The sequence below is a fragment of the Haloarcula sediminis genome, from assembly GCF_035656455.1.
GTDB lineage: Archaea > Halobacteriota > Halobacteria > Halobacteriales > Haloarculaceae > Haloarcula > Haloarcula sediminis.
Window position 1 is genome coordinate 1 of record NZ_JAYMGA010000015.1, and the last position, 26,200, is coordinate 26,200.

Here is a 26,200-nt window from a genome sequence, read left to right on the forward strand (position 1 = left end):
GCTTTAGCGACCGTAACACGAGTGAAGAGACGGATTTCGGATGTCAAACCAATCTGTCTCTTCGCTTTCTACCGAGATAACGCAGTCGTAGCTGTTGCGTCTAGCGAAACTACAGTGCCGAAAACTCGATTGATGGCGTTGGCCAGATTTTGATGCCTATGCTTTTCACCGAAAACGAGATAGACCGTATTACTGACTGACCGTATCGTCGATTGAGCTCGCTACCGTTACGTTTCCTGATCTTGGTGGCCCTACTCGAAATACACGCCAGAGCATCTCCTAGCGTCGTCAATCTCCAATCAGCTATAGAGTCAGTGACTCGAAACCATCATTAGGGCCGACGAATCAGAACTTACCAATGTCAGACCGCCCTACTGCGATTGATCTATTCTGTGGTGCAGGTGGGCTCTCTAGGGGACTTGAACAGGCCGGCTTCAATGTGCTGTGGGCCGTGGATAGTGATACAGACGCCATCGAAACATACCGGCAAAACCACCCCGACACAAAATACGGTGCCGAAATAGGCGACCTGTCTGAACTGGAACCAGAAACCGCTGTAAAGAATATTGAACCAGATGACTTGGATTTGATTGCTGGCGGTCCACCCTGTCCGACCTTCTCAAAGATCGGCCGGTCCAAAATCAAATCACTTGACGGTCAATCTCCCGAATCAGATGATCGTCACCACCTGTATGAAGACTTTCTGCGGTTCGTAGAACATCTTACTCCCCGGACGTTCCTGATGGAAAATGTGACTGGAATGCTTTCATCAACTGGTGCAAACGGTGAACCCATCGTCAACATCATTCGCAAGCAGATGGAAGCACTCGATTACAGTGTAACTGTCCAGAAGGTAGACGCAGCTAATTTCGGTGTTCCACAGCACAGGACACGGTTATTTTTCATCGGACAGCGAGACAAATCGGATCGAATTGACCTCGAAGAGTGGGAAACCCATCGCGAACCGCGGAATGAAACAGAACGGCAGATGAAACAGCGAGATGGAACAGAAAAGAGCGCTGAGTCCTCGCAGACGACTATGACGGAATTCGGCGTCGATGTTACCGGTTTTAATCATGAATTCCAGAAACATCCGGGCGATAAATTACCATTTGTGACTGTAGCAGATGCCATACTGGACCTTCCCCCACTATCACCTGGTGGTGGAATGCCTCCCAAGGAAGCGACAGAGTACACTGTTCCTGCTCTATCAGAGTATCAGGAGTGGGCGCGCGACTTATCGGAGGAGACTGAGTGGGAAGACGCTACTCTGTCGAATCATAGTTCACGGGGTCACAATCACAAGGACCTGACACTCTACAAAATCTTGGGGGAGGGTGTTGGCTGGAATATCGGTGATATCGCAAGTCATCTTGACCCCTATCGAGCGGATATTTTTCCAGATAGCTACAAGAAGCAGAATCCAAAGAAGCCAGCATCAACCATCGTCGCACATCTGCAGAAGGACGGTCACATGTTTATTCATCCACGTGAAGCCCGCTCACTGAGCGTTCGAGAGGCTGCTCGACTCCAATCTTTCCGCGATTCCTTTAAGTTACCCACATCTCGTACGAGTGGGTTTCGGCTTGTAGGCAACGCTGTGCCACCGCTGCTTGCCCAAGCAGCTGGGAAAGCTATTCGCTCCGAATTACTTTAGTCTGGATCCTCTTTTTCGATCTACTGGTCAGGTCTATTACAGATTAACCCAGAGCGGTTGATTTTCGATACCAGGTGCTATTTATACTCCCATGAGAAACGGTTCTCTCATGCCATCTCGGGATGAGCCACGCGATTTTCTTTCCATCCCATCCGTTGTTCGTGATGCCCCTGCTACAGAACAGATCTTTCACAGACAGTTTGTTCTTGAACATCTCGAATTCATCGCTGATGTCCTGACTGCCGAACAAATACATCACCAGCGAGATCTCCCGAGCTGTTGCCCAACTGCAACCCCTGAATCACTCGCCAGAAGGCGCACCAATGATGATTCCTATCCCTGTCAGTACACTACGATTCATGACCCGTCCGGAGAGCCCTGTCCGGGCGCTATCTGTAATTGTGGAGATCCACTCGCAGGGAGTGATGATCCCCTCGACACAGTTGCAGCAGCGGCCCTTGCTCGCTCAGACAAACCCCCAAGTTCTCTCTATTTTGCAAAAAAGGAACGGCAATTCATAGACAATCTTCGAGAAGAATTCGGGTCGTGGAAGAACGTTGCAAGTAGCGACAGGGACGTTATCCATGACTACATTGGCCAAAACAATCCAACCGATCATCTTGATGAGAGTGTTACAGAAATGCTTCTGGAGCTTCTTGAGTCGGTAGAGGACCTCAAGTACACTGATGAGGTTACTCTGTGTAATTTCAGTACACTGTCGTACTCTCGCTTCCAAGAGGTACTATCCGAACTGCCGGGCATCTCTGAGGAGACTGCATGCTGGCTCCTGCTAACTGCATTTGATAAACCAGTCTGGCCAGCAGACACACAGGTTGACTCACTTCTATGCTCATTGGGCCTCCTCACACCTGGAGAAGCTGAAAACAGTTCCGGCAGGCATGAAATACTTGAAAACAAAATAACAGATCGATTGCTCCCGATGCTCCACCGAGCACTTGCAGGCCACGCTTGGGAAGGGAGTACCGACCAGTGTGGCGATAACTGTGAGATCAAGAAATTCCTGCTTTCCCATAGACTCCGCGCCCAGCAACAGGACTGGGATGGCCTGACTGCGATTGATCTGTTCGCTGGTGCGGGTGGTCTGTCCTGTGGACTGGCTCATACCGAGTTTGATGTCCAGTGGGCAATCGATTACAACAGTCATGCGACGGCGACATACCGCCTGAACCACCCAAAAATACCCCACGAGAATGTGGTCTGTGATGATATCCGCGAGATTGATGCTGCGGAGAAGATCCAGAAGGCTGTGGGGGAGCCAGACTTGGTGGTAGGCGGCCCACCCTGTCAATCGCTATCTGTTGCTGGGTATCGATCTCGCCTCGCAACTGACGACGAATACAGCGTCCTTGATGACGAGCGGACATCTCTATATAAAGAATACCTAGAGATCATTCAGGAACTGCAACCACGCGCACTTATTATGGAAAATGTTGAGGGGATTATGACTAAAGTGGGCGATACAGGTGTTCGCGTCATTGACCGAGTACTCGAAGGATTCGATGCAATTGGTGAAACTGCTGAATACGGCTACGAGATCCAGTATCAGCTCGTGGACCTCTCGACTATTGGTCTCCCTCAGTCTCGGTCGCGGGTCATACTTCTCGGGATCCGGGAGGATATCCTCAGTGACGATAGCTCAATTGAAAGACTGTTCGAGGAGCTCGGTGCAAATCAGCTGGAACAGCAGACGGTTCGACAGGCACTGGCAGGACTTCCTAAGCTGCTACGTGGTGAAGGCGGCCGTGTAGTTGCGGGGAAACAGCCTGGTCGACCGAGTGATTATATGTCAAATAACGGGATTTCTGGTGACACTTATCTTTCGTTCAATCATAGAGCTCGTGAGCATCCGATGTCTAAAGACCAGCGTCTATTTGACGAAGCACTGGATCCGGGAGACACGGGATGGGACGTGAAGTATAAAAAGAGCGACGAATATGCGGACTTGATTGAATATGATGTCGGATCAGAAGAGAATCCTCGATTCAAAGACAAATACAGGATGCTGGAGTGGGATGAACCCGCACCCACGGTAGTGGCCCATCTGGCGAAAGATGCTAATAGCTTCGTTTTGCCTGATTATTATGAACATGTTCAGGATGATGGAAGCAAGGCAGACAAGCGTCGAAACCGGGGAATTACTCCCCGAGAGGCTGCCAGATTACAGTCGTTCCCGGATGACTGGATCTTCCTAGGGCCGTTCACAAGTTGGTTCCGACAAATTGGAAATGCTGTCCCACCGATGGCAGGCCGTCAGATTGGAGATCTACTTGCAGATATACTGACCGGATACTCTGAATTGTCGATAAAAGGGGAGGCTAGTATGTCCGAATCTGTTATCTCAGATGACTAGTTCATTTCTCACCAATAAATCTAAACTCTTTCAGTACACGTCATCTGGCACCTCCACCAACTTACTGTAGTAAACGTCACCGCTTCCAAGAAAATGAATTTCCATTGTACCCAAAGGACCAATGAGGAGAGTTAGCCCACTGATACCCCGAAATACGCCATCCAGTGGTCTGCTCAGAGAGCCATTTATACCGAATTGTTGATCTCATCAACAACAGCATCGTTCAGCCGATCCTTGCTTGCCAGATCGGTTTGAACCAGTAATTCAGCGATATCACGCCCAGAAAATAGGCGAACAGGGTAGGTCGAGAGATTCTCTTTCTGAGCGCCTTCAGTATAGTATGACATCGTAAAAAATAGTCCAATCTCACCATCATCAATCCGCGATGCAAGGCGGCTGAGTTCTCGTCCGCCGACGCTATCAGCCTTGTTCTTGATTTGTGCTTTGAAATCAATTTTTGTGTTTGGCTCACTTAGATGGGTTTCAGCCATCAAATCTATTTTTCCGCTCAAATCGATACCCCTGTCACCACTGCTGGGTGTGAGTTCGACGCGAGAGACATGGTCCATACTATCTAGGACTCGCTTCAGCAGTAATTCCAGCTTTTTCCCCCGCTCAACTGTTGATCCATCGAGTCGTGACCGTATGTCGGAGTGCAGGTCAGCAAGCTGTCCCTCTGGTGTTTGAGCGACTTTTGAGCGGATTCGCTCTTTATAGATCGAGTAGCGCCGGACAGTACCAGTATCCACCCAGTGGTTCCACGCTTTGGGCCCACCGGTATCTACGCCAGTTCGTGCTTTTCGGTGTATCCATTCTAAGTCGACAACGTCTGCATCAAGGATATCCAGTTCGATGCGATAATTAACAACCGTATCAGCGCCGTCCTTATGTCGTTCGATATTGACACTCGAAATAAGACACACGCCTTTGAACGTCACGTATCCGGTATGCTCCTTTTGAAATAGGAGTACGGGAGGGGCCTCGGAACGTCGGTTTTGCGCGTATGTGCGGCAGTATTCGTTTTTTACCCACGTGTTCCCAGCACGCTCCAGTGGATCCGGCCCATCTCCAGCCTTAGAATCGCCCCAAAAATACGCAATCCCGTCTTCCATATTTATTATATCATCCCATGGATCTCGTCTCTGGGACTGGCTATCCGATGAGTAGAAGACAAGAAATTCACATTGCCCTGTGTCAGGGTTTGCAAGTTTCCCGATCCCCATTTGGGGATTAATACCTCCATCTAGTGGCCCATTCAGCCACTTATGGTATTGATTAGTCTCAAGTGCTGTTGAGTTCCGGTACTCTTCATCAACAACATACTGGTCACCGTACCTTCCCATAGGTGTAGGATATGACAGTCAGTGTGTCGTGATAAATTTAGCTGGAAAGGCTCGATGTCGGCGGAAATCAAAAGTATCCGTCCCACAGAGTACCCCAGTACCCCAACGGACACGCGACCCGTCGCTTGTGCCGCTCTCGGTCCGGAAGGTCGGACCATTAAGAGAGCCATCTATGGTAACAAGCGACGATGCAGACGAGTGGTCTATTCTATCGGATTGAACAGGAGATTCTACAGTGGTCGCAATTATCGCGTTAATCAGATTCAATTTCGCACTCTGCTGCAGGGAGATGGAATAGAACTGAACTCGCACCACATCTTCTATAACAGTGATCAAGCGATGACTCCCCGGGGTCAGACGTAGATGTATTCACGATCCTCGATGTATGCATATTCTGAGTCCTCGGTGACCAGAGATGTGCATATATTTCGCCGATTGAGTTATGCAGATTGATTGAATTGAGCTACCGGATCGGGCGTTTTTATTTGATCCTACCCTCGGTTGCTGAAGAACGACGCATTTCGGGACCCCTACATACATTAGCATATAAACGGTGGAAATAAAACAAATCATAGAAAGCTAGTGGTTTGTACGGATTGTTCAAAACCCGGCTAGTTTATTAATCCAGCAGTCACCGCAGAAAGTCCCGATCAGAATCTTCACAATCTATGGGGTTCACTCCATAGGCTTATGTCTATGGAGGTAATAACATAGGCTAGCGGATGGCGTCCTATACGACAATCGAAGACTGGCGGGATGTCGAAGACGGCTACGTTGTTGCAGTGACCATCCGGCAGACGGACGATGAAAAGTACCCCTGTGGCTGGGACTACAGCCTACACCTCGGCGAAGTTGGTGGCGAGACCATCATTCGATACGACAACGCTCACGAACGACAGAAAGGACACGAGCGCCACACCCAGACCGATATCGAATATATCGATTTCCCCGGGATGCTCACGCTCTATGACCGATTCAAAGAGGAAGCTGAAGAACTGTCGCCCGTCTCATGGGACTGGTCACCGTAGGACGCCTCCAGGAGAACACATTATGCCAACGCTCAAAGTCACTGTCGGTGAACGCAACCGTCTCGATCAGCGTACCCGCAGTCGCATCAAGGCTGCACAGGAAGGCCAGGACCTTGAGGACGCCCAACCAGTGCTCAATTTCGAATCGTACACTGAACTCAGTCGGCTCCTCAGTCCAAAGAATCTGGAACTGCTAGAGGCAATCTCGGACCACGGCCCTGACAGTATTCGCGAGGCTGCTGAACTCGTCGACCGAGACTACAAACAGGTCCATCGGAATCTCACTGAACTCGAATCGATCGGTGTCATTGAGTTCGAAGGAGGGGGCTCCGGGCAGGCAAAAAAACCATTATTGACCTACGATGGGCTCGAAATCGATATTCCGTTTGCTGGATCGAGCGATAATATTGGTGCTGCTGCTCCATGACAGTTACTGAAGTCGACAAAAAGTGGATAACTTATACACTCGGCTGAGGCCGCAAGAAGTATGCCTGAGATCGGCATCTACGCCCGTGTTTCAACGACAGACCAGGACCCACAACGACAGATCAACGAACTTCGGGAGTTTGCCGAAGACACGTATGACGAGCCAGAGATTCACGCCTACGCAGACATCATCAGTGGGACCAAAACTGACCGCGGTGAAGAGTACCAGCGTCTCCGTTCAGATGTCGAAAACGGGTTTTTGGATGTAGTCGTCGTCCACGAACTGTCCCGACTCTCCCGACTCGGCGCTGGCGAAATCCACGAGTTCCTAGAGTTCTGTCTTAGTCACGAAACTGGCGTTCAGGATCTGGAAGTCGGGTTGGAAATTAGCCTTGAGGATGACCTCGTCGACAGAGCGGTGAGCCAACTTATTGCTGGTGTGATGGGCGACCTCGCTCGTGTCGAGCACAAACAGAAGCTCCGCCGGATTCAGTCCGGTATCGACGCCGCGAAAGAGGCCGGCCGATGGACCGGACGGCCGCCAGCCGGGTTCGACGTCGAAGACGGATATCTCCAGGTCAACGCCGACGAGTTCCTAACGATTCGACGTGCGCTCGAACGCGTCGAGCAAGGCTATACTTACGCTAAAGCAGCTGACGGAACGCCTGTTGCCGAATCAACGTTGCGGGCCCTCTTTGACGACCGTCGTGAGCTATATTTCTACGCTGAAGCCGAAGATAAGCGACTCAAAGCTGCCGCTCAGGAACTTCAACCACTCGAGGAACCGGATATTCCTGCAGATACAAGCTTGCCCGAACAGGAAATTCGCACTCTTGTTCGCGATGAGATTCAGCGCCACCAGCAATAGCTATCCTATCAACAGCGGCCGACTCTGTGTGCGTGATGTTCCAACAGTTATTGTCAATATATGAGCTTCCCACCGGCTAGAGGGGCGACAACGGCCCCACTGACGGCGATCGCGGAGCCGAAAAACGTGGCCAGCAATGATGGTTCGACAGCATACACCACGGCGAAGAAACCGCCTGCCAATCCGAATACAAGGAATCCAGCAGCTGCTTCTCGGCTGTTTGACGGCTGAGCGGCTGTCAAATCGGCAATTCCATGCCAGGCAAGCCATCCGCCGACGCTACTTCCAAGTGCGGCTACGCTCTCAAAGGAGGCTCCTTGGATTAGTCCAACGGCGCCGACGCCGACCGCGATGAGGAGCACTCGAGAGGGGGCAGTACCACGATCGGCGACTACATAGAGCACGCCCAGTACCACCACTCCGAGACCAGCCCCGACCACGACATCAACGAGGTAATGGACGCCCAAGACGAGTCGTGAGAGCGAGACGAGACCGACGACGGCTGCGACTCCGAGCCACCTTGGCGATAATTCGTCTTCGAAGACGACGAGTGCGAATCCACCCCATACCAGAGTACTCCCAAAGGCGTGGCCACTCGGAAATCCGGGGCCAGACCCAGTCGCGATCGAAGCTAATATGCCTTGGAAGATAGCTGGAAGCCACGCTATGGCAGGTGCTTCACCCGCGCCTGGAGGTCGAGGAAGTAAGAAGAAATTCTTGCACCGCGAGGAAACACGGAACCCCAAACTCCCCTTCGGGGAATCCTCACCCTTTAGCGCGGGGAGGATGTCAACCACGATAGCCGAGCAACCGAAGGCCGTTCAGCGAGACGAGCACCGTTGAGCCCTCGTGACCGACCACTGCGAGTGGAAGCGGGATACCTCTGAGGAGGATCGTGCCGACCATGAGTGCAATCGCGCCAAAGGCGATAACGAGATTGACGGTGAGCGTCCGGCGGGTCTTGCGTCCGAGACCGAAGACATAGGGGATCTTGCTGAGATCATCTCCCATCAATACCACGTCGGCAGTGTCGAGTGCTACGTCGGTCCCCGCACCGCCCATCGCTATGCCGAGTGTCGCGGTCGCCAACGCCGGCGCGTCGTTGACACCGTCGCCGACCATCGCCACGTTCTCGTGACGATCGACCAGAGCTTCGATGGTTGCCACTTTCTCCTCCGGCAGCAGTTCGGCCTGCACTTCGTCGATACCAACCTCGTCTGCGATCCGCTGTGCGACGCGCTCGTTGTCGCCCGTCAGCATGACGATATGCTCCACCCCGAGCGAGCGGAGTTCGTCGATCATTTCGGCAGCGCCGGGACGGACCGTGTCGGTGAACGCGAGCCACCCTAACACGGTGACACCGTCGCTGTCCTCTCGGGCGACGATGACGCTCGTTTTCCCCTCTGATTCTAGCGACTGGAGCCGGCTGAGGCCGGGTTCGAGTCCCTCGATTGCTGCGTCTGCGAGGACAGTCCGGAAGTAACTCCGATTCCCGATGTGTATCGTGCTGTCTTCGACTTCAGCCCGGACGCCTTTTCCTGCAGCTGACTGAAACCGTTGTGCGTCGAGAACGTCGAGTGACCGCTCTTTCGCTGCCGTCACCGTTGCACGAGCGAGGTGATGCTCTGACCGGTCCTGTACTGCGGCCGCGAGTGAGAGCAGCCCATTGTCGGTCAGTGACTCGTCTGCCGTCTCGCTGACGAAGACGTCCGTCAACTGCGTATCGCCCTGCGTGAGCGTGCCTGTTTTGTCGAACGCGACAGCGTCGATATTCGCTGCCGCCTCGACGTGCTCGCCGCCCTTGAACAGGACACCCTGCCTGCCGCCCGAAGCGATCGCCGACAGGACCGCTGCGGGCGTCGAGATGATGACCGCACACGGCGAGGCCGCAACCATGAGCGTCATCGCTCGGTAGAACGTACTGGTGAACGCGCTTCCAAGAGCGAGCGGAATCGCGATAGCTGTGATTGTGAGTGCGAACACGCCGAGGACGTACGGTTGTTCGAAACGGTCGATGAGCCGCTGTGTCGGTGCCTTCTCGCTCTGTGCGTTTTCGACCATATTGATGAGGCGGCTGATGGCCGACTCGTGGGCCTGCCGTGTAACCTCAATCTCGAGGCTCCCGCTCTCGTTGATTGTCCCGCCGAACACCTCGTCGCCGGGTTCCTTCGGTACGAGCACAGACTCGCCGGTGAGCGAGGCTTGGTCGACCGTGCCCTCGCCGGACGTGACGACGCCGTCCAGCGGAATTTTGTCACCGGGCCGGACGACGAACACGTCGCCGACGGCGACGTCGTCGATGGGGACAGTGACTTCTTCCCCATCGCGGAGCACCTGAGCTTCGTCCGGCCGCATCTCGATGAGAGACTTGATCGCCCGGCGTGAGCGCCCAATCGCGTAGTGTTGGAGCGTATTCGACAACGAGAACAGGAAGAGGAGCATCGCCCCCTCGAACGGGGCCCCAATCGAGAGAGCACCGAGGGCGGCGACAATCATCAACAGGTCGATATCGACAGCACCGTGGCGGAGCGTCTTGACCGCCCCTTTGAGTCCGTACCCGCCGCCGAAAGCGTACGCGACGCCGTAGCTGGTCCACATGAGGGGTGGCCGGACGTCGAGCCATCCCGTCACCAGACCAGTCACCATCCCGAGCAGCGTCAGCCCGACGAACACCGCCTCTCGCCTGAGTTCTGAACGGCTGCTTACGTCGTCCGTATCCCTCTCTGGGTCGTCTCGTATCGAGATATCCCGGTCGCGAACTGCGTCTCGAATCGCCTCCTCGGATGTGATTTCCCCATCATAGGTGATCTTAGCGCTCCCCATCCGGAACGATACATCGACGTCGTGGACGCCGGAGATATTTTGGAGGTGTCGTTCAAGTGCCCGCGCTCCCGCTTCGCCACGACCACCTCGTCGTTCAATGCGGACAGTACACGTTGCCAGGGAGAGAGGGTCAGTCACGGACACGTTCTCTCTATCAAAGGTATAGATGAATTTGACATTTTATGTACGCTGATGAGTCCCCGTTCGATGTCATATGAGTTCAATTTCTCGACTCTGCAGAGATTCACGGGTATGCGATCCGTCCGTTATGATAGTCCGCTGATGATCGTCACCGGAATCCGAGCTCGACGGGTAACTGTCTCGGCCACGCTTCCGAGGAGCGTACGGTCTATTCCTGTGCGGCCGTGACTCCCCATTACAATCTGATCGACGCCTTGGTCGGCAGCGTACTCGAGGATCGCTGGTGCGGGTCTGCCAACTACCGTGGCGGTCGTGAGGGCGATATCGTGTTCTGCCGCGAGCTCCGTGGCCGTCGTGTGGATTCTGGTTGCGCGATCTTGGGCATTGTCGTACCAGTCCTCGGCGACCGGTAAGCCGCCAGCTTCTACGTCGATAACCGAGTCAATCGGATTGATGACGTAAATCGTGGTGAGGGCTGCCTCCGAGAAAGTCTCGATAGCATACGTCAGCGCACGCTCGGAAAGCGGCGACCCGTCGAAGGCGATGAGAACGGTGTCAGGTATTTGAATAGAATTCGATGCGAACTGCAAAGAGTGTCCCGCTCAGAACACCGTGGCTAAGGGTGTTGTCACGTATCGACAAATCAGGAATTTGTGGCTCACTCCAGCGCGTCGTTCTGGAACGGTTTCCCAGTAGCGACGATTGAAATTCCCGGTTGACGTCTCCGATGACGAGATAGTCACTGCCGGCTAAGTACCTGATTCACTTCCCTTCTACTCAGGTGTGGGGCAGAGTGCTCGACAAAACATTAGAAATTAGTAGGTTTTTGCTTCGCATAGGAGCAATTCGACTACGAACACGGCTGGCACTGAGAACGGGTGCACAAAATTGCACCCCAGCAAGACTACCGATGACTGAACCGACCCGAGACCCCGGAGTCCGAAGATGGATTAATCGCCACCGTCTCGCGTAGTTTCTGGGCATTACGTACGCCTTCACTTGGGTGATTCAGGGCGCCCTCGCGGCGAGCGGAATGGAAGCGTCGTGGGCCCATTCAATCCTCATCGGTTTCGGCAGGTTTGGGCCCCAGTCGGGACGGTCGTGGTCACGGCATTTGTCGCGGAGCAATTCGCGGGCGAACACTCACGACGATTCGTCTCGAAGTGACGATCATGCAATCGACGTCTATCCGGCGCGTACTCCTGGCCGCCTGTCTTGCCGCTGTCGCCGCCGTCGCGCTCGGAACCGTCCGTCTCGAACGCGAGACGAAACGGCGCGTCGACGAACTACGTTCGGCTGGCGATGTGCCAGCCGAACGGACGTACCAGTCGGACGTCGCTGACGCCCTCCCGACCCCAGTCAGGCGGTACTTCGAGACAGTGTTAGAAGACGGCCAGCCTCACGTTCGCTCCGTACGACTCGAGCAAGAGGGAGCACTGAGACTCGGTGGACGAACCGGGTCCTGGAAGCCGATGACCGCGACCCAGCATTACACCGTCGACCCGCCCGGATTTATCTGGGACGCAGACGTCACAATCCTCCCTTTGCTCTCAGTGCGCGTCGTCGACGCCTACGAGTTCGGACGGGGATTTCTTCGCGCGATGCTCGTTTCTACGATACCCGTGGCCGCCTCGGAACCCGGGCCGGAGATGGACGAGGGGGAGTTGTTGCGCTACCTCGGTGAGGCCGTCTGGTTTCCGACAGCACTACTCCCGGACGCGGGCGTCGAGTGGGAACCCATCGATGATCGGTCGGCCCGGGCGACCATCGAGGACCGGGGTACCACTGCGTCGCTCGTCTTCCACTTCGACGACGACGCTTTAGTCGAACGAGTGATCGCTACCGAACGGTACCGACAGGAAGAAGACGATTTCGCGCCTTGGACCGGTTACTTCGAAAAGTACCGTCGGCACGACGGAATACAGGTCCCGACTGAGGCGTTCGTCGAGTGGAATCCTCCTGATGGTGACTTTCCCTACTGGCGGGCGAACGTTACGTCCATCGAATACCACTATTGAACTGGGGTGCCGTCGTCCTCAGCGTGATACGGTGTGCGTTGTCGGGGCTGCCAACAGGCACGGTCTCCCCACCGTCGATTTCATTGAGCGTCCCACTCTTCCTCCTGTGCCGGAAGATGATTCAGGATATGTCCACGTAGGATGTCTGAGGCGAGCGCGCTGGTGACGTGGCCTTTCTCTATGACCGCTAATTTCATGCCAGCGTAGGCCGATCGCTGTGTGGCGTCTTCGACGATGCGGTCGTAACGACCGAGCAAAGGTGAACAGTCCTCAGCATCGAATGTTCAGCGGTGGGTAGCTCAAGTATTCTACCACACCAATGCATTCGACTAAGGCTGCTCGTGGACGGTGATAACTGGAACCGGTGCCGAGCGGACCGTCTTTTCGGCGACACTCCCTAGCAGAATACGATCGACACCACGGCGCCCACTGGATCCCATCACGACGGCGTGGATATCACTCGTTTCGATTTGCTCTCTAATTACCTCTGCGGGCGATCCATGTTCAACATACGTGTGGACGTCTGTAAGCTCGTGGTCAGCAGCTTCTGCAGCCACATCTTCGACAGCCTCAGTCGCCGGACGCTCACGTTCGTTCGCCGGGAGTGCAGAGCGAACGTCGGGACCCAGTGACGTATCATCTACGACAGAAAGGATGTGGACAGTAGCGTGAAGAGTCTCTGCAAGTGCGAGGCCATGCTTGGCGGCTGCGGTCGAAGCGGGGCTCCCATCGGCTGGGATGAGAATCTCCTCGTAGGGGAACTGCAGCTGCTCATTAGCTTTCATTCGGGCGGTCAACACGGGTACATCGGACAGGCGTACCACTTTCTCCGTGACACTCCCAAGGAGATATCGCGGAATGCCGGTCCGACCGTGGGTCGGTAAGACGATTAAGTCGTAGTCGTATCGCTCAGCGTAGTCGACGATTGTCGGGGCTGGACTACCCTGAATGATGTCAGTTCCGTGCTTGACGCCCAGGCTATCGAGTGTACTTACGACATCTGAGACGATAGGCTCCCCCTCCTGTTCTAGTGCGTCAACGACGCTTCCGTCGACAACGGTGACGCTGTCCCGACTCGTATCGGCGACGAACACCACCTGAATCTTCGCCTCTGTCCACTGTGCAAGTTCGGCCGCGTGCTGGACGATTTTTGCGGCGTGTTCACTGCCATCAACCGGGAGCAGAATCGACTCGTACATGTCACTACCGTAAGATACGGTGAATAGTCACAAAGCAGTTCGCACGCCACGTATCACACCGTTGGCCGACGGACACCACCTGGGTCTGTCGGTAGTATTGAACCGGACAAATCGGAGCTAAGCAACGCTACAGCCACGAATCGATAGTAGGACAGTACGGCACTCAATATCGTGGGCTGTACATGGGATAGGCGCTTCCAATGGAGATACCTACTTCAGTTCCGTCGTGTGTCGCACGGAGGATGTTCCGCGATTCGCGCGCATCGCCGACAACGTACACCTCGGTTGAATCGGATTCCAGTTCTGTTGCGAGCTCGTCGTTCGATTCGTGGCCCACAGCAACGACGACCGTATCCGCCTCGTAGATGGTTTCGGAGCCGGATGTAGTCGTCGTGATAACGGCCGATTCATCGATGGAAACAACCGTCTCCCCAGTTTTGGTGGCTATCAGGTCGTTCTCGTCGAAGTGTTGGAGCATATCGAGGCGGCTGATTCTCTCTTTGTCGGGTGCTATTCGATCTGTCTGTTCGATGATGGTGACTGCCGTCCCTTGGGCAGCAAGATAGTTACTGACGTCACAGCCGACGTCACCACCTCCGATTATCACGGCCGTGTCACCGTCAACGGAGACTGACCCACGCAAAATGTCCCACGCTTGGACGACGTGAGATTGGTCAATACCCGGCAACTCGGGTTTTTTCGGATGGGCGCCCGTCGCTACTACCGTCGCATCCGGCTCAACATCTCGAATTAGCTCGACGTCGACGCGTTTACCGAGCCGAATCTCGACCGCCCGGCGTGAGAGTTGCTCTTCGAGGTACTCGATGTACCACTGGATTTTCCCTTTTCCTGGTGGCTCAGCGGCGATGTGTAGTTGGCCGCCGACTCTATCAGCGACATCGTAGAGTGTCACATTGTGACCGCAGTCTGTCGCCCGGATGGCAGCCTGAACACCAGCAGGGCCTGCCCCTACGACGACGATTTCTTTCGGTGTGGCTGCTGGCTCTCGGGTGGCGAACTCGCGCTCCCGGCCGACTGTCGGGTTGATCGTACACCCCATCTGTTTGTCGGCCATGAATCCCTCACCGATACAGCCGATATTACATCCAATGCACCGATTCAACTCCTCTAACCGTCCGTCTTTGGCCTTCTGTGCAAATTGTGGATCGCTGATATGCCCTCGACCGATTGCAACGAACGTTGCCTTGCCCGCCGCAATAATTTCGTCTGCTGTCTTCGGCTGCCGTACCACGCCGACGGCAATAGTCGGAATATCTACGACTGAACCGATCTCGTCAGCCAGATAGCTCCGCCAGCCCTCCTCAAATCGCATCGGTTCGAGCGTCTGTGGTGCGGAGCCGTATGTGCCGGCTGACACATGGAGTACATCAACACCGGCTTCCTCTAGCAACTCGGCCATCTGCTTGCTCTGTTCTACTCCGTACCCGTCCGAAACGAATTCATCGGCACTCATTCGAAAGGAGAGGGCCATCGTGTCGCCGAGCTCATCACGGACACCTTCGATAATTTCTATGGGGAACTGCATTCGCTCCCGAAGGCTGCCGCCGTATTTGTCGTCTCGACTGTTCGTCCGCGGAGAGATGAATTGTTCGAGGAGATAGCCGTGCGCACCGTGCAGTTCGACGCCATCGAACTCTGCTTTGCGGGCCCGTTTTGCTCCGTCAACGAAGGCTCTAACCAGATCTTCGACTTCTTTGGTCTCCAGAACTCTCGGGTTCCGGGCACTGTAACCCTGATCGGCCTGTGATGGGACAACGGGACGGATCCCACCGGTCTTTGACTCTGTTGTCTGGCCCCCCGCGTGATGTAATTGGACGAAAACTTTCGCACCGTGATTGTGGAGTCGCGTTGTCAGTCTCGCGAGACCGGGGATACAGCCAGCGTCGTCAATTCTGAGCTGATTGGCTATCGTATCAGATACCGGATGGTCAACGGCAGTCACCTCAAGAATAATCAGGCCCGTTCCGCCTTTCGCCCGCTCGGCGTAGTAGTCGATGAGTTGGTCCGTCACTTCGCCCCGTTCACTCGCGAAATTCGTCCCCATTGGGGCCATCACCAGTCGATTTCGGATGTCGGTGGAACCGATGCGCCCGGGCTGAAACAGGTGGGTGAATTCGTTGGACATATCGAAGTCTCTTCGACTCTCGACTCCTGATATAGGTTGGCGAGATGAAAAGAGTGTCTGTGAGGGCGTGGTATTAATTGGGATGCTGCCGAAGATATTGTAATGACAACACTCCGACGTATCGTACTCGACGTGCTGAAACCGCATGAACCATCGTTGCTCCAATTTGCGGAACGCATCGACACGGTCGAATGCATCGACGGCGTCACCGCCTCACTCATCGAATTTGACCGAGAAGTCGAGAACGTCAAACTCACCATTGAGGGGGAGGACCTCGACTACGAGGCAATTGAGGAGGTTATCGGGGGCCTCGGCGGGACCGTTCACTCCGTCGACCAGGTCGCCTACGGGGAGTTCGTGGTCACGGAGCAACGAACCCCCCAAGACGACTGATCAAAGTGCCCTCGAAACGTGCGCTACTGCGCTCGCTGCTCGGCCGTGAAGATGTCCGCTCTATCTCCCGTCGATACTTCGTTTCGAACGGGTTCGACGGGACACTGACGTGTATCGGTATCATCGTCGGCGCAGTCTTGACGGGTATCCCCGATGGCGGCACAGTCATCAAAATTGGGCTCGGTGCGGCTGTCGGATTGGGGACATCGGCCGTCTGGAGCGTCTGGGAGATTGAACGAGCCGAAACGCGAGCCGAGATTCTCCGAATCGAAGCGGCGATGCTAACTGACTTAGACGACACGCGCGTCCAGCGGGAACAGCGCGGTGCGCGCGTGATCCATGCGACTGCGAGCGGTCTCGGCCCACTTATTGGAGTCTTGATTCCGCTGACACCGTTCCTGGCTGAAGGGGCCGCCCTCTCGATGGCGGAAGCAGGCGTTGTCGGTGTCGCCCTCGGTATCGGCGTCCTCGCCGTCTTTGGCGCATACATGGGGTCGATTTCGGGACAGCGGTGGTACGTGTCGGCGATTCGAATGGGACTGGCGGGTCTCGTCGTCGCCATCATCAATCTCTTTCTGCCGGGGTAGCGCTTCCGCCGTCGGGGTTTCAATCGTCCTGTGTGTCTGGCGAGCGTTCGGGTCGACCCGGGTCCATCGCGCGCCCATTGGACGCGTGGCGCTTGACGAGCCAACCCACCAGCACAAGAATCGGGGCACCTACGAGCAAAACAAGACCCAGGAGCCCCCAGTCGGCGCTCCCGAGTGGAACGGTTCCGAAATACTGATTCAGTGGCGTGTAGAGGACAGCAAGTTGTAATCCCAACGATGCCACGACTGCGAGGCCAAGCCAGGGGTTCGACAGTGCGGGTGTTCCCCTAACCCATCGAACGACATACAGTTTGACGAACTCGAAGATGACGAGTCCAGTGAACACCATCGTCATGGCGTAGGGTGTGACCGCAGATGCGCCCTCCAGCGTGTAGAACATCAATCCAAGCAACAAGGCCGTCGCTGTCAGGCCTACCCCACCGATGAAGCCGAGCATCTCTGTATCGATTATTCCCGCTACTTGGTCCCGGGGCTCCCGTTCCATCACGTCACCACCGGGGTCAGTCCCCAGAGCTAGCGCTGGGAGTCCGTCAGTCAACAAATTTATCCACAGTAACTGGACTGCCGGGAGGATGAGGTAGCCAAACAGGGACGCGATAAAGACGACCGCTACCTCTGCGGCATTGGCGCTGAGAAGGTAGGCGACAAACTTCCAAATGTTGTCGAAGATGGTCCGCCCACGCTTGATTGCGGCGCGAATCGAGGCGTAGTTGTCGTCCAGTAAGACAATGTCGCTGGCCTGCTTTGCCACGTCCGTCCCGCGAATACCCATCGCGATTCCCACGTCGGCGTTCTTCAGCGCGGGTGCATCGTTGACGCCGTCACCAGTCATTGCCACCGCATAGCCGTTTGCCTGTAGTGCTTCGAGAATCCGAACCTTATGTGTCGGTTCGGCACGTGCAAATACATTGATTTCTTTGACGCGCTCACGAAGTGTTTCGTCGTCCATCGTCGCCACATCTTGGCCAGTCAGGACGTCTGACTCGATACCGACCTCGCTGGCAATCGCTCGGGCCGTCACCGCGTTGTCGCCGGTAATCATCTTCACAGCGATACCGGCTCGATGCGTGTCCGCGATAGCATCGCGGACCTCCTTTCGCGGTGGGTCGAGTAGGCCCTGTAACCCGACGAAGACGAGGTTCTCTTCTGGGCCGTCCTTGTCCGCCCGCTCTTTGTATGCAAATCCGAGGACTCGAAGAGCGTCCCCAGCGAACTCGTTGACCTGATCGCTGATGTGGGCGCGGGTCTCCGCGTCCAGTTCGACCGGGCCATCCGGCCCGAGGACTCGCGTCGAGCGTTCGAGGACAACACTCGGGGCCCCCTTCACGTATATCACGTCGTCGTGCACTGTTGCCATCCGCTTTCGCTCCGCGGAGAACGGTACTTCGTCACGCCGGGGGCGATTCTCTCGACGTGCTTCGACATCAAGTCCCCGATCGGCTGCAGCTGCGACGAGGGCCCGTTCGGTCGGGTCACCCTCGTCGCTAGTCGCGTCGTTGCAGACCGCACCGACTTCGAACAGGCGGTCCAGTCGCTCGTCATCGCAGTCCTCGTCAATTGGCACGGTCCGGTCGTGAATCCAGGCTCGCTGGACGCGCATCTCGCCTTCGGTCAGGGTCCCGGTCTTGTCCGTACAGACAACGTCGACCGCCCCGAGCGCTTCGACGGCCGGGAGCGTCCGGACGAGGACATTCTCGCCGGCCATGCGCTGGACGCCCAGCGCGAGTGTCAGCGTGACGACCGCCGGTAGCCCCTCCGGGACCGCAGCCACCGCCAGCGAGACGGCAGTCAAGCCGGCCTGGACGAGGCCACGACCACTGACCAGCAGTAGGGAAACGACGATAACGGAAAGCACCACCACCCCGAATCCCAGCCGACGCCCGAGTCGATCCAAGTCACGCTGGAGCGGCGTCCGGGCGTCCTCAGCGCCGATGAGCGCCGTCGCAATCTCGCCGACTTCGGTCTGCATCCCCGTCTCGACGACGACGGCCACGGCCCGCCCGCGGGTGACGCTCGTGCCTTTGTAGACCATATTCTCGCGCTCGGCGAGTGGTGTCCCCTCGGCAACCCGTGTCGTGGTTTTCGCAACCGGGACGCTCTCCCCGGTCAGTGCAGCCTCGTCGACTTCGAGGTTCCCCGCCTCGACCAGCCGAGCGTCTGCTGGGACAACGTCCCCTTGTTCCAGCAGGATTACGTCCCCGGGGACGAGCGCTGTCGAGTCGATCTCCTGTTCAGTTCCCTCCCTGCGGACAGTGATATTCGGCGTCGCCATCTCGCGAAGGGCATCGAGGCTCTGTTCTGCTCGGTACTCTTGAACGAACCCGAACACCCCGTTCAACAGCAGGATGATACCGATGAGGATGGCGTCAACGACGTGCCCGATAGCAAAGGAGAGACCGGCCGCAACGAGCAGCACCCAGATGAGAGCGCTCGAAAACTGTGCGAGGAGAATCTGAAACAGTCCCCGTCCGTGGTCGCCAGTGATCTCGTTTGGGCCCATCCGCGCACGGCGCTCCTCGGCAGTCGCCACATCCAGTCCGCCATCCGACGTACCCAGTTCCTCGTAGGTCTCATCGAGCGAATAGCTGTACCAGTCCATAATTCTCCAACTAAGTTAGATGCGATATATTCGGAGGTCGGTATCGTGCGGCTAGCTGCTCCGCAGCAGATATGTGGTGGGGCACGTGACACTATTGTTTTATGTTGGCTAATATACAGTCTTTTTCCTCCTCTCGTTCATATTCTCGGTGTTCGGATTCTGCTGCGTTCGTTTATGCAAGGACATGGTGCTGATTTGCCCCGAGTTATTTACTCCCCAACACGTAGTGGAGTGTGATGTACGATCGGATTCTCGTCGCAACAGACGGGAGTGACAATGCACATCGGGCTGCAGGCCACGCTCTCGACCTGGCTCGGCAATACGGAGCCGAACTCCACGCAGTCTACGTTATCGAAACCAGAACAGGATACGATAACGCTATCGTTGACCCCGAGACCGTACGGCAGAACCTCCGAGAGGATGGTGAGGAAGCGCTCACGGCCGTTGAGACGGAGGGAAAGCCCGATGTTACCGTTGTCAGCTCGGTTCGGGAAGGAGTCCCACATGAAGAGGTTCTCTCGTACAGTGAGAATCAAGGAATTGACCTCGTAGTGATGGGTGCGAAAGGTAAATCAGCCTTCAAGACGATTCTCCTTGGCAGCACAACGGAGGCGCTTCTATGGGCAGATCAAGTTCCCGTCTTGGTGGTCAACAGCGCAGGCAAGTGAAAACCACTGCTCTCTACCACTCCACCTGATATCCATTTTCCCGGACATATACTCGTGATTAGCTGGCGTTAGAGCCAGCGTTTACTTTCGATACAGGTTCTGATACGGCTGTGTCAAGGTACGCCTCAACATCGAGTGCTACCAAACTTCCCAGTAGTTGAGACTGGTCGTCTCAATGCATACGGTTCTCAGATAACCGTAAGTGAATGGTTCACGACGGAAACAGCGACCGGTCTCCGTCAACAAATCAGTGGCCAGTTGTAAACATCTATACTTTGCTGAGTAGGCCTCTCAGGGGGTAATGCAAGATAACACATAGTCAACAAATCGCTATCAGTAGCGCTTTTGACAGCCTATCGCAACTCCTACCGCGCTGAATCGAAACATCACACATTTGTAATAATTAGAGTGGGAGTCAGGGATTTAGGCCCTCCTAAGGTTTTGGCAAACTAAATTTAGGTTTTCCAAAAGATTATATAGATATTAGTAACTCTTATTTTCCTTTGAGAACTATCCGTCTGATATGGACGTCCATTCGAGCTCGACGTCAGATGTGCTTGACCGTCTCGCGGCGTTGACGGAACGGCCGGAGATCCTGAGTCAGGTTGTGTTCGTCGCGATTACGCTCCTCGGGATGGTCGGTGGACTGGTGGGAAGTTGGGCGAATGCGCCGTCGTGGCTCATCTGGGGGTGTTACGGCGCCGCCTACGTGTTCGGTGGCTGGTACGGATTCAAAGAGAGCATCGAGGCGTTTCGGGAGCCTGCGATAGAAATTGACTTCTTGATGATCGTCGCTGCCCTCGGGGCGCTCTACATCGGTGCGCCGTTCGAGGGTGCGATGCTGTTGTTCCTGTTCTCACTGTCGGGCGTGCTCGAAGAGTACGCAATCGGGCGCTCACGGTCGGCCATCAAGTCCTTAGTCGAGATGCGACCAGAGTCCGCACAGGTTCTCGACGACGGTGAGGAAACCGAAACCCCCATAGACGATGTGGAAATCGGCGACGTGTTCGTCGTGCGGCCAGGTGACCGAATCCCTCTTGACGGAGTCGTCGAATCCGGCGAGAGCACAGTCGATCAATCGTCGCTCACTGGGGAGTCAGTCCCAGTCCCCAAAGAGCCCGGTGAGGAAATCTTCAGTGGTACGATCAATGAGACTGGGAGTCTCGAGGTACGCGTGACGCGGGAACCCGACGAGTCCGCGCTCTCTCGACTCATCCGTATGGTCGAGGAGGCCCAGGAGCAGCGAGCGCCGACTCAACAGCTTCTCGACCGCTTGGAGCAGCCCTACGTGCTGGGTGTGTTCACGATGACCGCGCTCGCGATTGCGGTCCCTATGGTGCTTATGAGTCGCCCCTTCGAGCCGACATTCTACCGCGCGATGACGCTTATGGTCGCGGCGTCGCCGTGTGCAATCATTATCTCGACGCCGGCAGCGGTACTCTCGGCAATCGCTGCGGGCGGGCGCCAGGGGCTCCTGTTCAAGGGCGGTGAACACATCGAGACCGCAGGCAACACCGACGCTATCGCCTTCGACAAGACGGGAACGCTCACGGAAGGCAACACGCGATTGACCGAGCTACACGCGCGTGACGGCGTTCTCATGTCGACTGACGGGGGTGTCGAAAGCGGCGAGTTCGGGGATAGCACGCGCTCCTCAAACTTGCTTACTGAGAATCGACTCTTGGCCCTCGCAGCAGCAGTCCAGTCTCGCTCGGAACACCACCTCGCTGAGGCGACTGTCGAGGCAGCCGAAGCTCGTTCAATCGAGATCCCTGATGCAGATAATTTCGAGGCTGTCGTCGGGAAAGGAGTCCAGGCGACCGTGGAAGGGCGGACTATCCACATCGGGAACCCGCGGTACGTCAAGACTGTGCTGGACGACCACCCGATCGACGGCCTGGAAACCGGTCTCAGCGCTGTCCGTGACCTCGAACAGGACGGCGAGACGAGCGTCCTCGTGGTCGGTGAGGTAGACGGCCGGTTGAGTGTACTAGGCTGGCTCGCGTTCACCGACACGATCCGGCCGGACGCGAGAGAGACTGTCGAACAGCTCCGGCGACGTGGCGTCGAACAAATCGTTATGCTCACGGGCGACAACGAACGCGTCGCCCGACACATCGCGGAGCAACTCGGTATCGACGAGGTATACTCAGAGTTGCTCCCCGACGAAAAGATCGACCATATCGAGGCGCTGCAAGAACGCCACGAAGCCGTCGCGATGGTCGGGGACGGGGTGAACGATGCCCCGGCGCTCGCCACGGCAGATATCAGTATCGGGATGGGTGGCGCCGGCACCGACGTGGCACTTGAGACGGCCGATATCGTGCTTATGTCCGACAACCTCAGTCGACTACCTTACGCGTTCGCGCTCAGTCGGAAGGCCCGCCGCACGCTGCACGTCAACTTCGCAATCGCCTTCGGTGCAATCGCGATCATGCTGACCGCAATACTCACCACGGGAATTCCGCTCCCCCTGGCAGTCGTCGGACACGAGGGCTCTACTGTCCTCGTTAGTCTGAATGGGCTACGGCTGTTGCGGTTCGACGATTGACCGGTGACGTTCCTATCTCGACTGCCATCAGCGAGTCCCCCTTTTGACCGGGGATGGGTAGAGATCTCGTGACGACCCAGCATCGATTAATGAACGGGTAGAATTGTCTATCATTCGATTGGCTCCGCGATTGTCGAATGCACTGTCGGAAACCCGGCTCGGTATCGCCTGAAGCCTCTTTTGGAGCACCAGCAGTTCGTAGAGTTTCGATTCGACGGTTGGACGCCAATTGTTTTCCCGTACACCTCCATCAATTGAATTGTAACGCGCGTCGAGTACGTCGCACGGGCCGCGTGTACAGATAGTAACGTATGCCACTCGCTCAACTTCTCGAACAATACGTCAGTCTCGGTATCTTCGTCCTCGCTGCAGGCCTGAGTGTACTCAGCTTCCTCGCATGGCGGCGGGAGCGTGATGTCCGTATGCGGATTGTCATGCTCGGGTACGCGATGTTCGCCGTCTACGGACTCATCGTGTTTCTCGAGTATCCACTGCTTCCGTATTTCCCGTACGCTACCCTGGAATTGCTCGAACACGGGAGTGCAATCCTGATCCTCGGTGGCCTCTTAGCGTTTTTCGTCGCTTTGACGCGGGACTGAGCAATGTCGGATCCGGATCTCGAACTGGCTTCTCGGCGGGAAATCTACCAGCGGATAGCCGACACACCGGGCGTTCACTTTCGCGCGCTCCTCGACGATCTTGAGTACGCACAGGGGACGCTCCAGTACCAGCTCAGGTGGCTCGCTGACGAGGACCTTATTGACGTCTCGGACGACGGTAAGTACACGCGGTACTATCCGGCCGCCGAGTTCGACGAAGCCGATCGAACAGTGATGAACGCGCTGCGCCGGGAATACGGTCGCCGCATCCTCGCACATCTTCTCGCGGATGGTCCGCTCCCGACAACCGAACTCAGCGACCGCTTGGACAAGGCGCAATCGACCGTCTCGTGGCATCTTTCGAAGCTCGCCGAGGCTGACCTCGTCACGAAGGAGCGCGACGGACGAAGTGTCGTCTACGAGGTCAGCGATCCTGACCGAGTTAAATACCTCTACACGGTTCACCAGCGCTCGTTCACTGACAAAGTAGTCGACCGGATTCTGGGCCTCTGGGACAGCTACTAATGCCGCGTCAAGTGTGAACTGCTTAAAATTAACCGAGATATGCTGACCGGAGGAATCTAGCTATTAACACCTGAAGCGGCACTAACTCGCCGTCGCGTTTGAGGGTATCCCGTGAAGCACCAGCAAACGTAACAACAGCACGTACACGAGAAACGCAACTGAGGGCCCCAGCAGGGGACGGACGAGGCCCATCATATCAGTCCCGATTGCAGCTGCGTGGATTGTCCCGAACGCGAACCCAGCGTACGCGAACGAGTGGACGACACGTGGCCCCCACGGTTGCTGGAACCGTTTTGCATCTGTAAAGCCAAGCATTGCAACGACGAGCATCAATAGTGCGCCCGCACCGACGGCGACGCCGCCGAGGAAGTATGGCATCGAGTATGCCGGTGCGGGGACCTGTCCGGTGAAGACGAACCACGTGTCGAGGATACCAAGGCCCGCGTGTAGCAACGTGACGATCATCGCGAACACAGATAGTTCGATATGTATGCGTCGAGCGGCGCTGTGGAGCGTGCCAAACGACTCCGTGTTGTAGAAGATACCAGTGAGAACCGCTAAATACAGTGATGGATACGTGACGAGCGCGGCACCGCGATCAAGGAGCCAGACGAACTGTGACATTACGATGCCCCCGTCGTTTCGACGACATCGGGACAGCCGTCCGTGTCCTGGAATCCATTGTTCGTTTCCGGTCGTGTCGGACACTCGTCAGCGGAGTCGTTGATGCCATCACCATCGTAATCGTTTGGGGCCTGTCTCGTTGACACAGTCTGATCGACGAGATCACTCTGCTTCTCTTCGGTCGCTTGGGCGGCACGCACATCTCCGATCTGCCAGAGAGCGGGGACAGCCACCACCAGAACGACGATTGCCACGATAGTGATGCGTTGCTTATGTGTCCAGGACATGTGTCTCAAACCCATCTGTCGTATGAAAGACGCCCCCGTGGATGAGGAGTGCCTCCAGCCCTTCCCACTCCGCTGCAAGGGCCTTCGCGTCTCCGAGCGGGAGCGCAGCGAGCGTCGTCGCTAGAGCGTCGGCTTCCATACAGTCCCGGCGCGCGAGGACGGTAACGGACTCGTGACGGGAGCCGAGTGACTCGGTAGTCGGATCGTAGACGTGGTCAATGCCGTTTCGCGAGCGGCGGTAGCCGCCGGATGTCGCGACGTGCCAGTCCGTGTCTAGGATCTTCAGCGGAGTGTCGTCACCGTACGGGCTCTCGATAGCGATCGGGCCCGTCGGTGGAGACATATCTCCACCACCACTGACGAACCCCTGTCGACCGCAGCCAGCGAGTGTCTCGCTCGCTCGGTCGACAATGTACCCTTTGGCGAGCCCATTGAGGTCCAGTTTGACGTCGGTGGTGACGGTCGATCCATGGACGCGTACGGTTCCGGTATCGAAACTTGTTGCTGGTGTTTCACTGTCACCGCGCAGGAAGGCTTTGAGATCCTGTTCGATGCGGCCCTGATGGATATCAAACACCCCTTCGGTCCGATCATTGTATTCGAATCCACGGCGGACAATACGAGCGACGTGTTCGTTCACGACCTCGCCTTCGAGGTTGAGCTGGCTAACGGCACTCGCTGAACTGAAAGCATTCAGTTGCGCTTCGAGTGATTCAGCCGTTTCCCGAGCCGCAGCCACCGCAGCGTCGCCCCGGACACCCGTCGCCTGGATCCGAAACGTCGTATCACAACACTCAAACTCGCGGTGGGCGTCCCCGAACCGTTCGTAGACCGATTCAAGCGACCCTATCATCTTGATCACTCGTCCTCGTCGTATTCTTCCTCGTACTCTTCGTCGTCCTCCTCGTCCTCTTCGTGTTCTTCCTCGTCCTCTTCGTGTTCTTCCTCGTCCTCTTCGTACTCCTCGTGTTCTTCATCTTCGTAGCCAGACTGCGTCTGAACTTCAGGGGAGAAGTTTTGATTTGGCGTCGGAGCATCGGCAGCGACCTGTTGCGATGCATCCGACGTGGTTGCGTTTGCTGAGGTAGTCTGTGCGCCACTCTGAGCGAGACCACCGGGCATAGCAAGGGCACCGGCGATGCCAGTCGTAAGGAGCGCACCGACGAGCGTGAAGGCGACGAGCTTGTTATTCGGAATCGGGATACGCATAATCAGCTGCACCCCGTGTTTGCATTGCTATCTTCGACGTGTCGGTCGTTGCTTTCTGCCATTGCAAATAGAGGATGGAAACTGTCTCATTAAGCCGTTCGCGTCCAACCCTCGAAT

The 26,200-nt window shown here is 56.1% G+C and carries 23 protein-coding genes; 12 read left to right on the plus strand and 11 right to left on the minus strand.

Features of this window, described 5'->3' with window-relative positions:
- The first annotated feature begins 358 nt into the window (after positions 1–358).
- Both VJ162_RS17820 and dcm read left to right on the plus strand, forming a co-directional pair.
- Positions 359–1,657: a DNA cytosine methyltransferase gene (locus VJ162_RS17820; RefSeq protein WP_324666147.1), complete on the plus strand. Its 1,299-nt coding sequence runs from the start codon at positions 359–361 to the stop codon at positions 1,655–1,657.
- A 91-nt stretch (positions 1,658–1,748) separates the two neighbouring features.
- On the plus strand, positions 1,749–4,028 hold the full coding sequence (gene dcm / locus VJ162_RS17825) for a DNA cytosine methyltransferase (RefSeq protein ID WP_324666149.1): 2,280 nt from the start codon (positions 1,749–1,751) through the stop codon (positions 4,026–4,028).
- A 185-nt stretch (positions 4,029–4,213) separates the two neighbouring features.
- Here the strand turns inward: dcm and VJ162_RS17830 are convergent, their stop codons facing one another.
- A complete protein-coding gene (locus VJ162_RS17830) occupies positions 4,214–5,371 on the minus strand; it encodes a restriction endonuclease (protein WP_324666151.1) in 1,158 nt (385 codons plus the stop codon).
- Between the two features lie 722 nt (positions 5,372–6,093).
- Between VJ162_RS17830 and VJ162_RS17835 the strand changes: the two genes are divergently transcribed.
- From VJ162_RS17835 to VJ162_RS17845, 3 genes are read left to right on the plus strand one after another with little or no spacing between them, the layout of a single operon-like run.
- Positions 6,094–6,399 (plus strand): toxin-antitoxin system TumE family protein, encoded by a 306-nt coding sequence (locus VJ162_RS17835; protein WP_324666153.1) that lies wholly within the window; start codon positions 6,094–6,096, stop codon positions 6,397–6,399.
- Between the two features lie 22 nt (positions 6,400–6,421).
- Positions 6,422–6,826, plus strand: coding sequence for an HVO_A0114 family putative DNA-binding protein (locus VJ162_RS17840; protein WP_324666155.1), 405 nt, complete (start codon positions 6,422–6,424; stop codon positions 6,824–6,826).
- Positions 6,827–6,886: 60 nt separating this feature from the next.
- Positions 6,887–7,693 (plus strand): recombinase family protein, encoded by an 807-nt coding sequence (locus VJ162_RS17845; protein ID WP_324666157.1) that lies wholly within the window; start codon positions 6,887–6,889, stop codon positions 7,691–7,693.
- Between the two features lie 53 nt (positions 7,694–7,746).
- On the opposite strand, the gene VJ162_RS17850 is transcribed toward VJ162_RS17845, so the two are convergent.
- The 3 genes from VJ162_RS17850 to VJ162_RS17860 all read right to left on the minus strand — a co-directional run bounded on the left by VJ162_RS17850 (position 7,747) and on the right by VJ162_RS17860 (position 11,220).
- A complete protein-coding gene (locus VJ162_RS17850; RefSeq protein WP_324666159.1) occupies positions 7,747–8,490 on the minus strand; it encodes a phosphatase PAP2 family protein in 744 nt (247 codons plus the stop codon).
- Complete coding sequence (locus tag VJ162_RS17855; RefSeq protein WP_324666160.1) at positions 8,483–10,516, minus strand: heavy metal translocating P-type ATPase; 2,034 nt, start codon at positions 10,514–10,516, stop codon at positions 8,483–8,485. Before VJ162_RS17855 ends, VJ162_RS17850 begins: the two co-directional genes overlap by 8 nt.
- A 266-nt stretch (positions 10,517–10,782) precedes the next feature.
- A complete protein-coding gene (locus VJ162_RS17860; RefSeq protein WP_407066880.1) occupies positions 10,783–11,220 on the minus strand; it encodes a universal stress protein in 438 nt (145 codons plus the stop codon).
- Between the two features lie 609 nt (positions 11,221–11,829).
- Between VJ162_RS17860 and VJ162_RS17865 the strand changes: the two genes are divergently transcribed.
- Positions 11,830–12,675, plus strand: a complete 846-nt coding sequence (locus VJ162_RS17865) for a DUF6920 family protein (RefSeq protein WP_324666162.1) — start codon at positions 11,830–11,832, stop codon at positions 12,673–12,675.
- A 329-nt stretch (positions 12,676–13,004) separates the two neighbouring features.
- Here the strand turns inward: VJ162_RS17865 and VJ162_RS17870 are convergent, their stop codons facing one another.
- Together VJ162_RS17870 and VJ162_RS17875 are read right to left on the minus strand one after the other, a co-directional pair.
- The gene (locus tag VJ162_RS17870) at positions 13,005–13,874 is read right to left on the minus strand and encodes a universal stress protein (RefSeq protein ID WP_324666163.1); all 870 of its coding nucleotides are present in this window, start codon (positions 13,872–13,874) and stop codon (positions 13,005–13,007) included.
- A gap of 163 nt (positions 13,875–14,037) precedes the next feature.
- On the minus strand, positions 14,038–16,020 hold the full coding sequence (locus VJ162_RS17875; protein ID WP_324666164.1) for an oxidoreductase: 1,983 nt from the start codon (positions 16,018–16,020) through the stop codon (positions 14,038–14,040).
- A 102-nt stretch (positions 16,021–16,122) separates the two neighbouring features.
- Between VJ162_RS17875 and VJ162_RS17880 the strand changes: the two genes are divergently transcribed.
- Positions 16,123–16,413, plus strand: coding sequence for a DUF211 domain-containing protein (locus VJ162_RS17880; RefSeq protein WP_324666165.1), 291 nt, complete (start codon positions 16,123–16,125; stop codon positions 16,411–16,413).
- 5 nt (positions 16,414–16,418) lie between these two features.
- Positions 16,419–17,000 (plus strand): VIT1/CCC1 transporter family protein, encoded by a 582-nt coding sequence (locus VJ162_RS17885; RefSeq protein ID WP_324666166.1) that lies wholly within the window; start codon positions 16,419–16,421, stop codon positions 16,998–17,000.
- Between the two features lie 19 nt (positions 17,001–17,019).
- Here the strand turns inward: VJ162_RS17885 and VJ162_RS17890 are convergent, their stop codons facing one another.
- On the minus strand, positions 17,020–19,620 hold the full coding sequence (locus tag VJ162_RS17890; RefSeq protein ID WP_324666168.1) for a cation-translocating P-type ATPase: 2,601 nt from the start codon (positions 19,618–19,620) through the stop codon (positions 17,020–17,022).
- Positions 19,621–19,856: 236 nt separating this feature from the next.
- Between VJ162_RS17890 and VJ162_RS17895 the strand changes: the two genes are divergently transcribed.
- From VJ162_RS17895 to VJ162_RS17910, 4 genes are all read left to right on the plus strand, one after another.
- Complete coding sequence (locus VJ162_RS17895; RefSeq protein ID WP_324666169.1) at positions 19,857–20,288, plus strand: universal stress protein; 432 nt, start codon at positions 19,857–19,859, stop codon at positions 20,286–20,288.
- Between the two features lie 523 nt (positions 20,289–20,811).
- Positions 20,812–22,839: a heavy metal translocating P-type ATPase gene (locus VJ162_RS17900; RefSeq protein WP_324666171.1), complete on the plus strand. Its 2,028-nt coding sequence runs from the start codon at positions 20,812–20,814 to the stop codon at positions 22,837–22,839.
- Between the two features lie 311 nt (positions 22,840–23,150).
- Positions 23,151–23,438 carry a hypothetical protein gene (locus VJ162_RS17905; RefSeq protein WP_324666172.1) on the plus strand — a complete coding sequence of 96 codons (288 nt, stop codon included), beginning with the start codon at positions 23,151–23,153 and terminating at the stop codon, positions 23,436–23,438.
- Positions 23,439–23,441: 3 nt separating this feature from the next.
- Complete coding sequence (locus tag VJ162_RS17910; protein ID WP_324666173.1) at positions 23,442–23,963, plus strand: winged helix-turn-helix transcriptional regulator; 522 nt, start codon at positions 23,442–23,444, stop codon at positions 23,961–23,963.
- A gap of 81 nt (positions 23,964–24,044) precedes the next feature.
- Here the strand turns inward: VJ162_RS17910 and VJ162_RS17915 are convergent, their stop codons facing one another.
- Genes VJ162_RS17915 through VJ162_RS17930 form a run of 4 tightly spaced genes read right to left on the minus strand, consistent with a single transcriptional unit; the run spans position 24,045 to position 26,083 of the window.
- A complete protein-coding gene (locus VJ162_RS17915) occupies positions 24,045–24,587 on the minus strand; it encodes a hypothetical protein (protein ID WP_324666174.1) in 543 nt (180 codons plus the stop codon).
- Positions 24,587–24,874, minus strand: a complete 288-nt coding sequence (locus tag VJ162_RS17920) for a hypothetical protein (RefSeq protein ID WP_407066879.1) — start codon at positions 24,872–24,874, stop codon at positions 24,587–24,589. The genes VJ162_RS17915 and VJ162_RS17920 overlap by 1 nt, the downstream gene beginning before the upstream one ends.
- Positions 24,858–25,727, minus strand: coding sequence for an FAD:protein FMN transferase (locus VJ162_RS17925; protein ID WP_324666176.1), 870 nt, complete (start codon positions 25,725–25,727; stop codon positions 24,858–24,860). Before VJ162_RS17925 ends, VJ162_RS17920 begins: the two co-directional genes overlap by 17 nt.
- 5 nt (positions 25,728–25,732) lie before the next feature.
- The gene (locus VJ162_RS17930; protein ID WP_324666177.1) at positions 25,733–26,083 is read right to left on the minus strand and encodes a hypothetical protein; all 351 of its coding nucleotides are present in this window, start codon (positions 26,081–26,083) and stop codon (positions 25,733–25,735) included.
- Between the last annotated feature and the right edge of the window lie 117 nt (positions 26,084–26,200).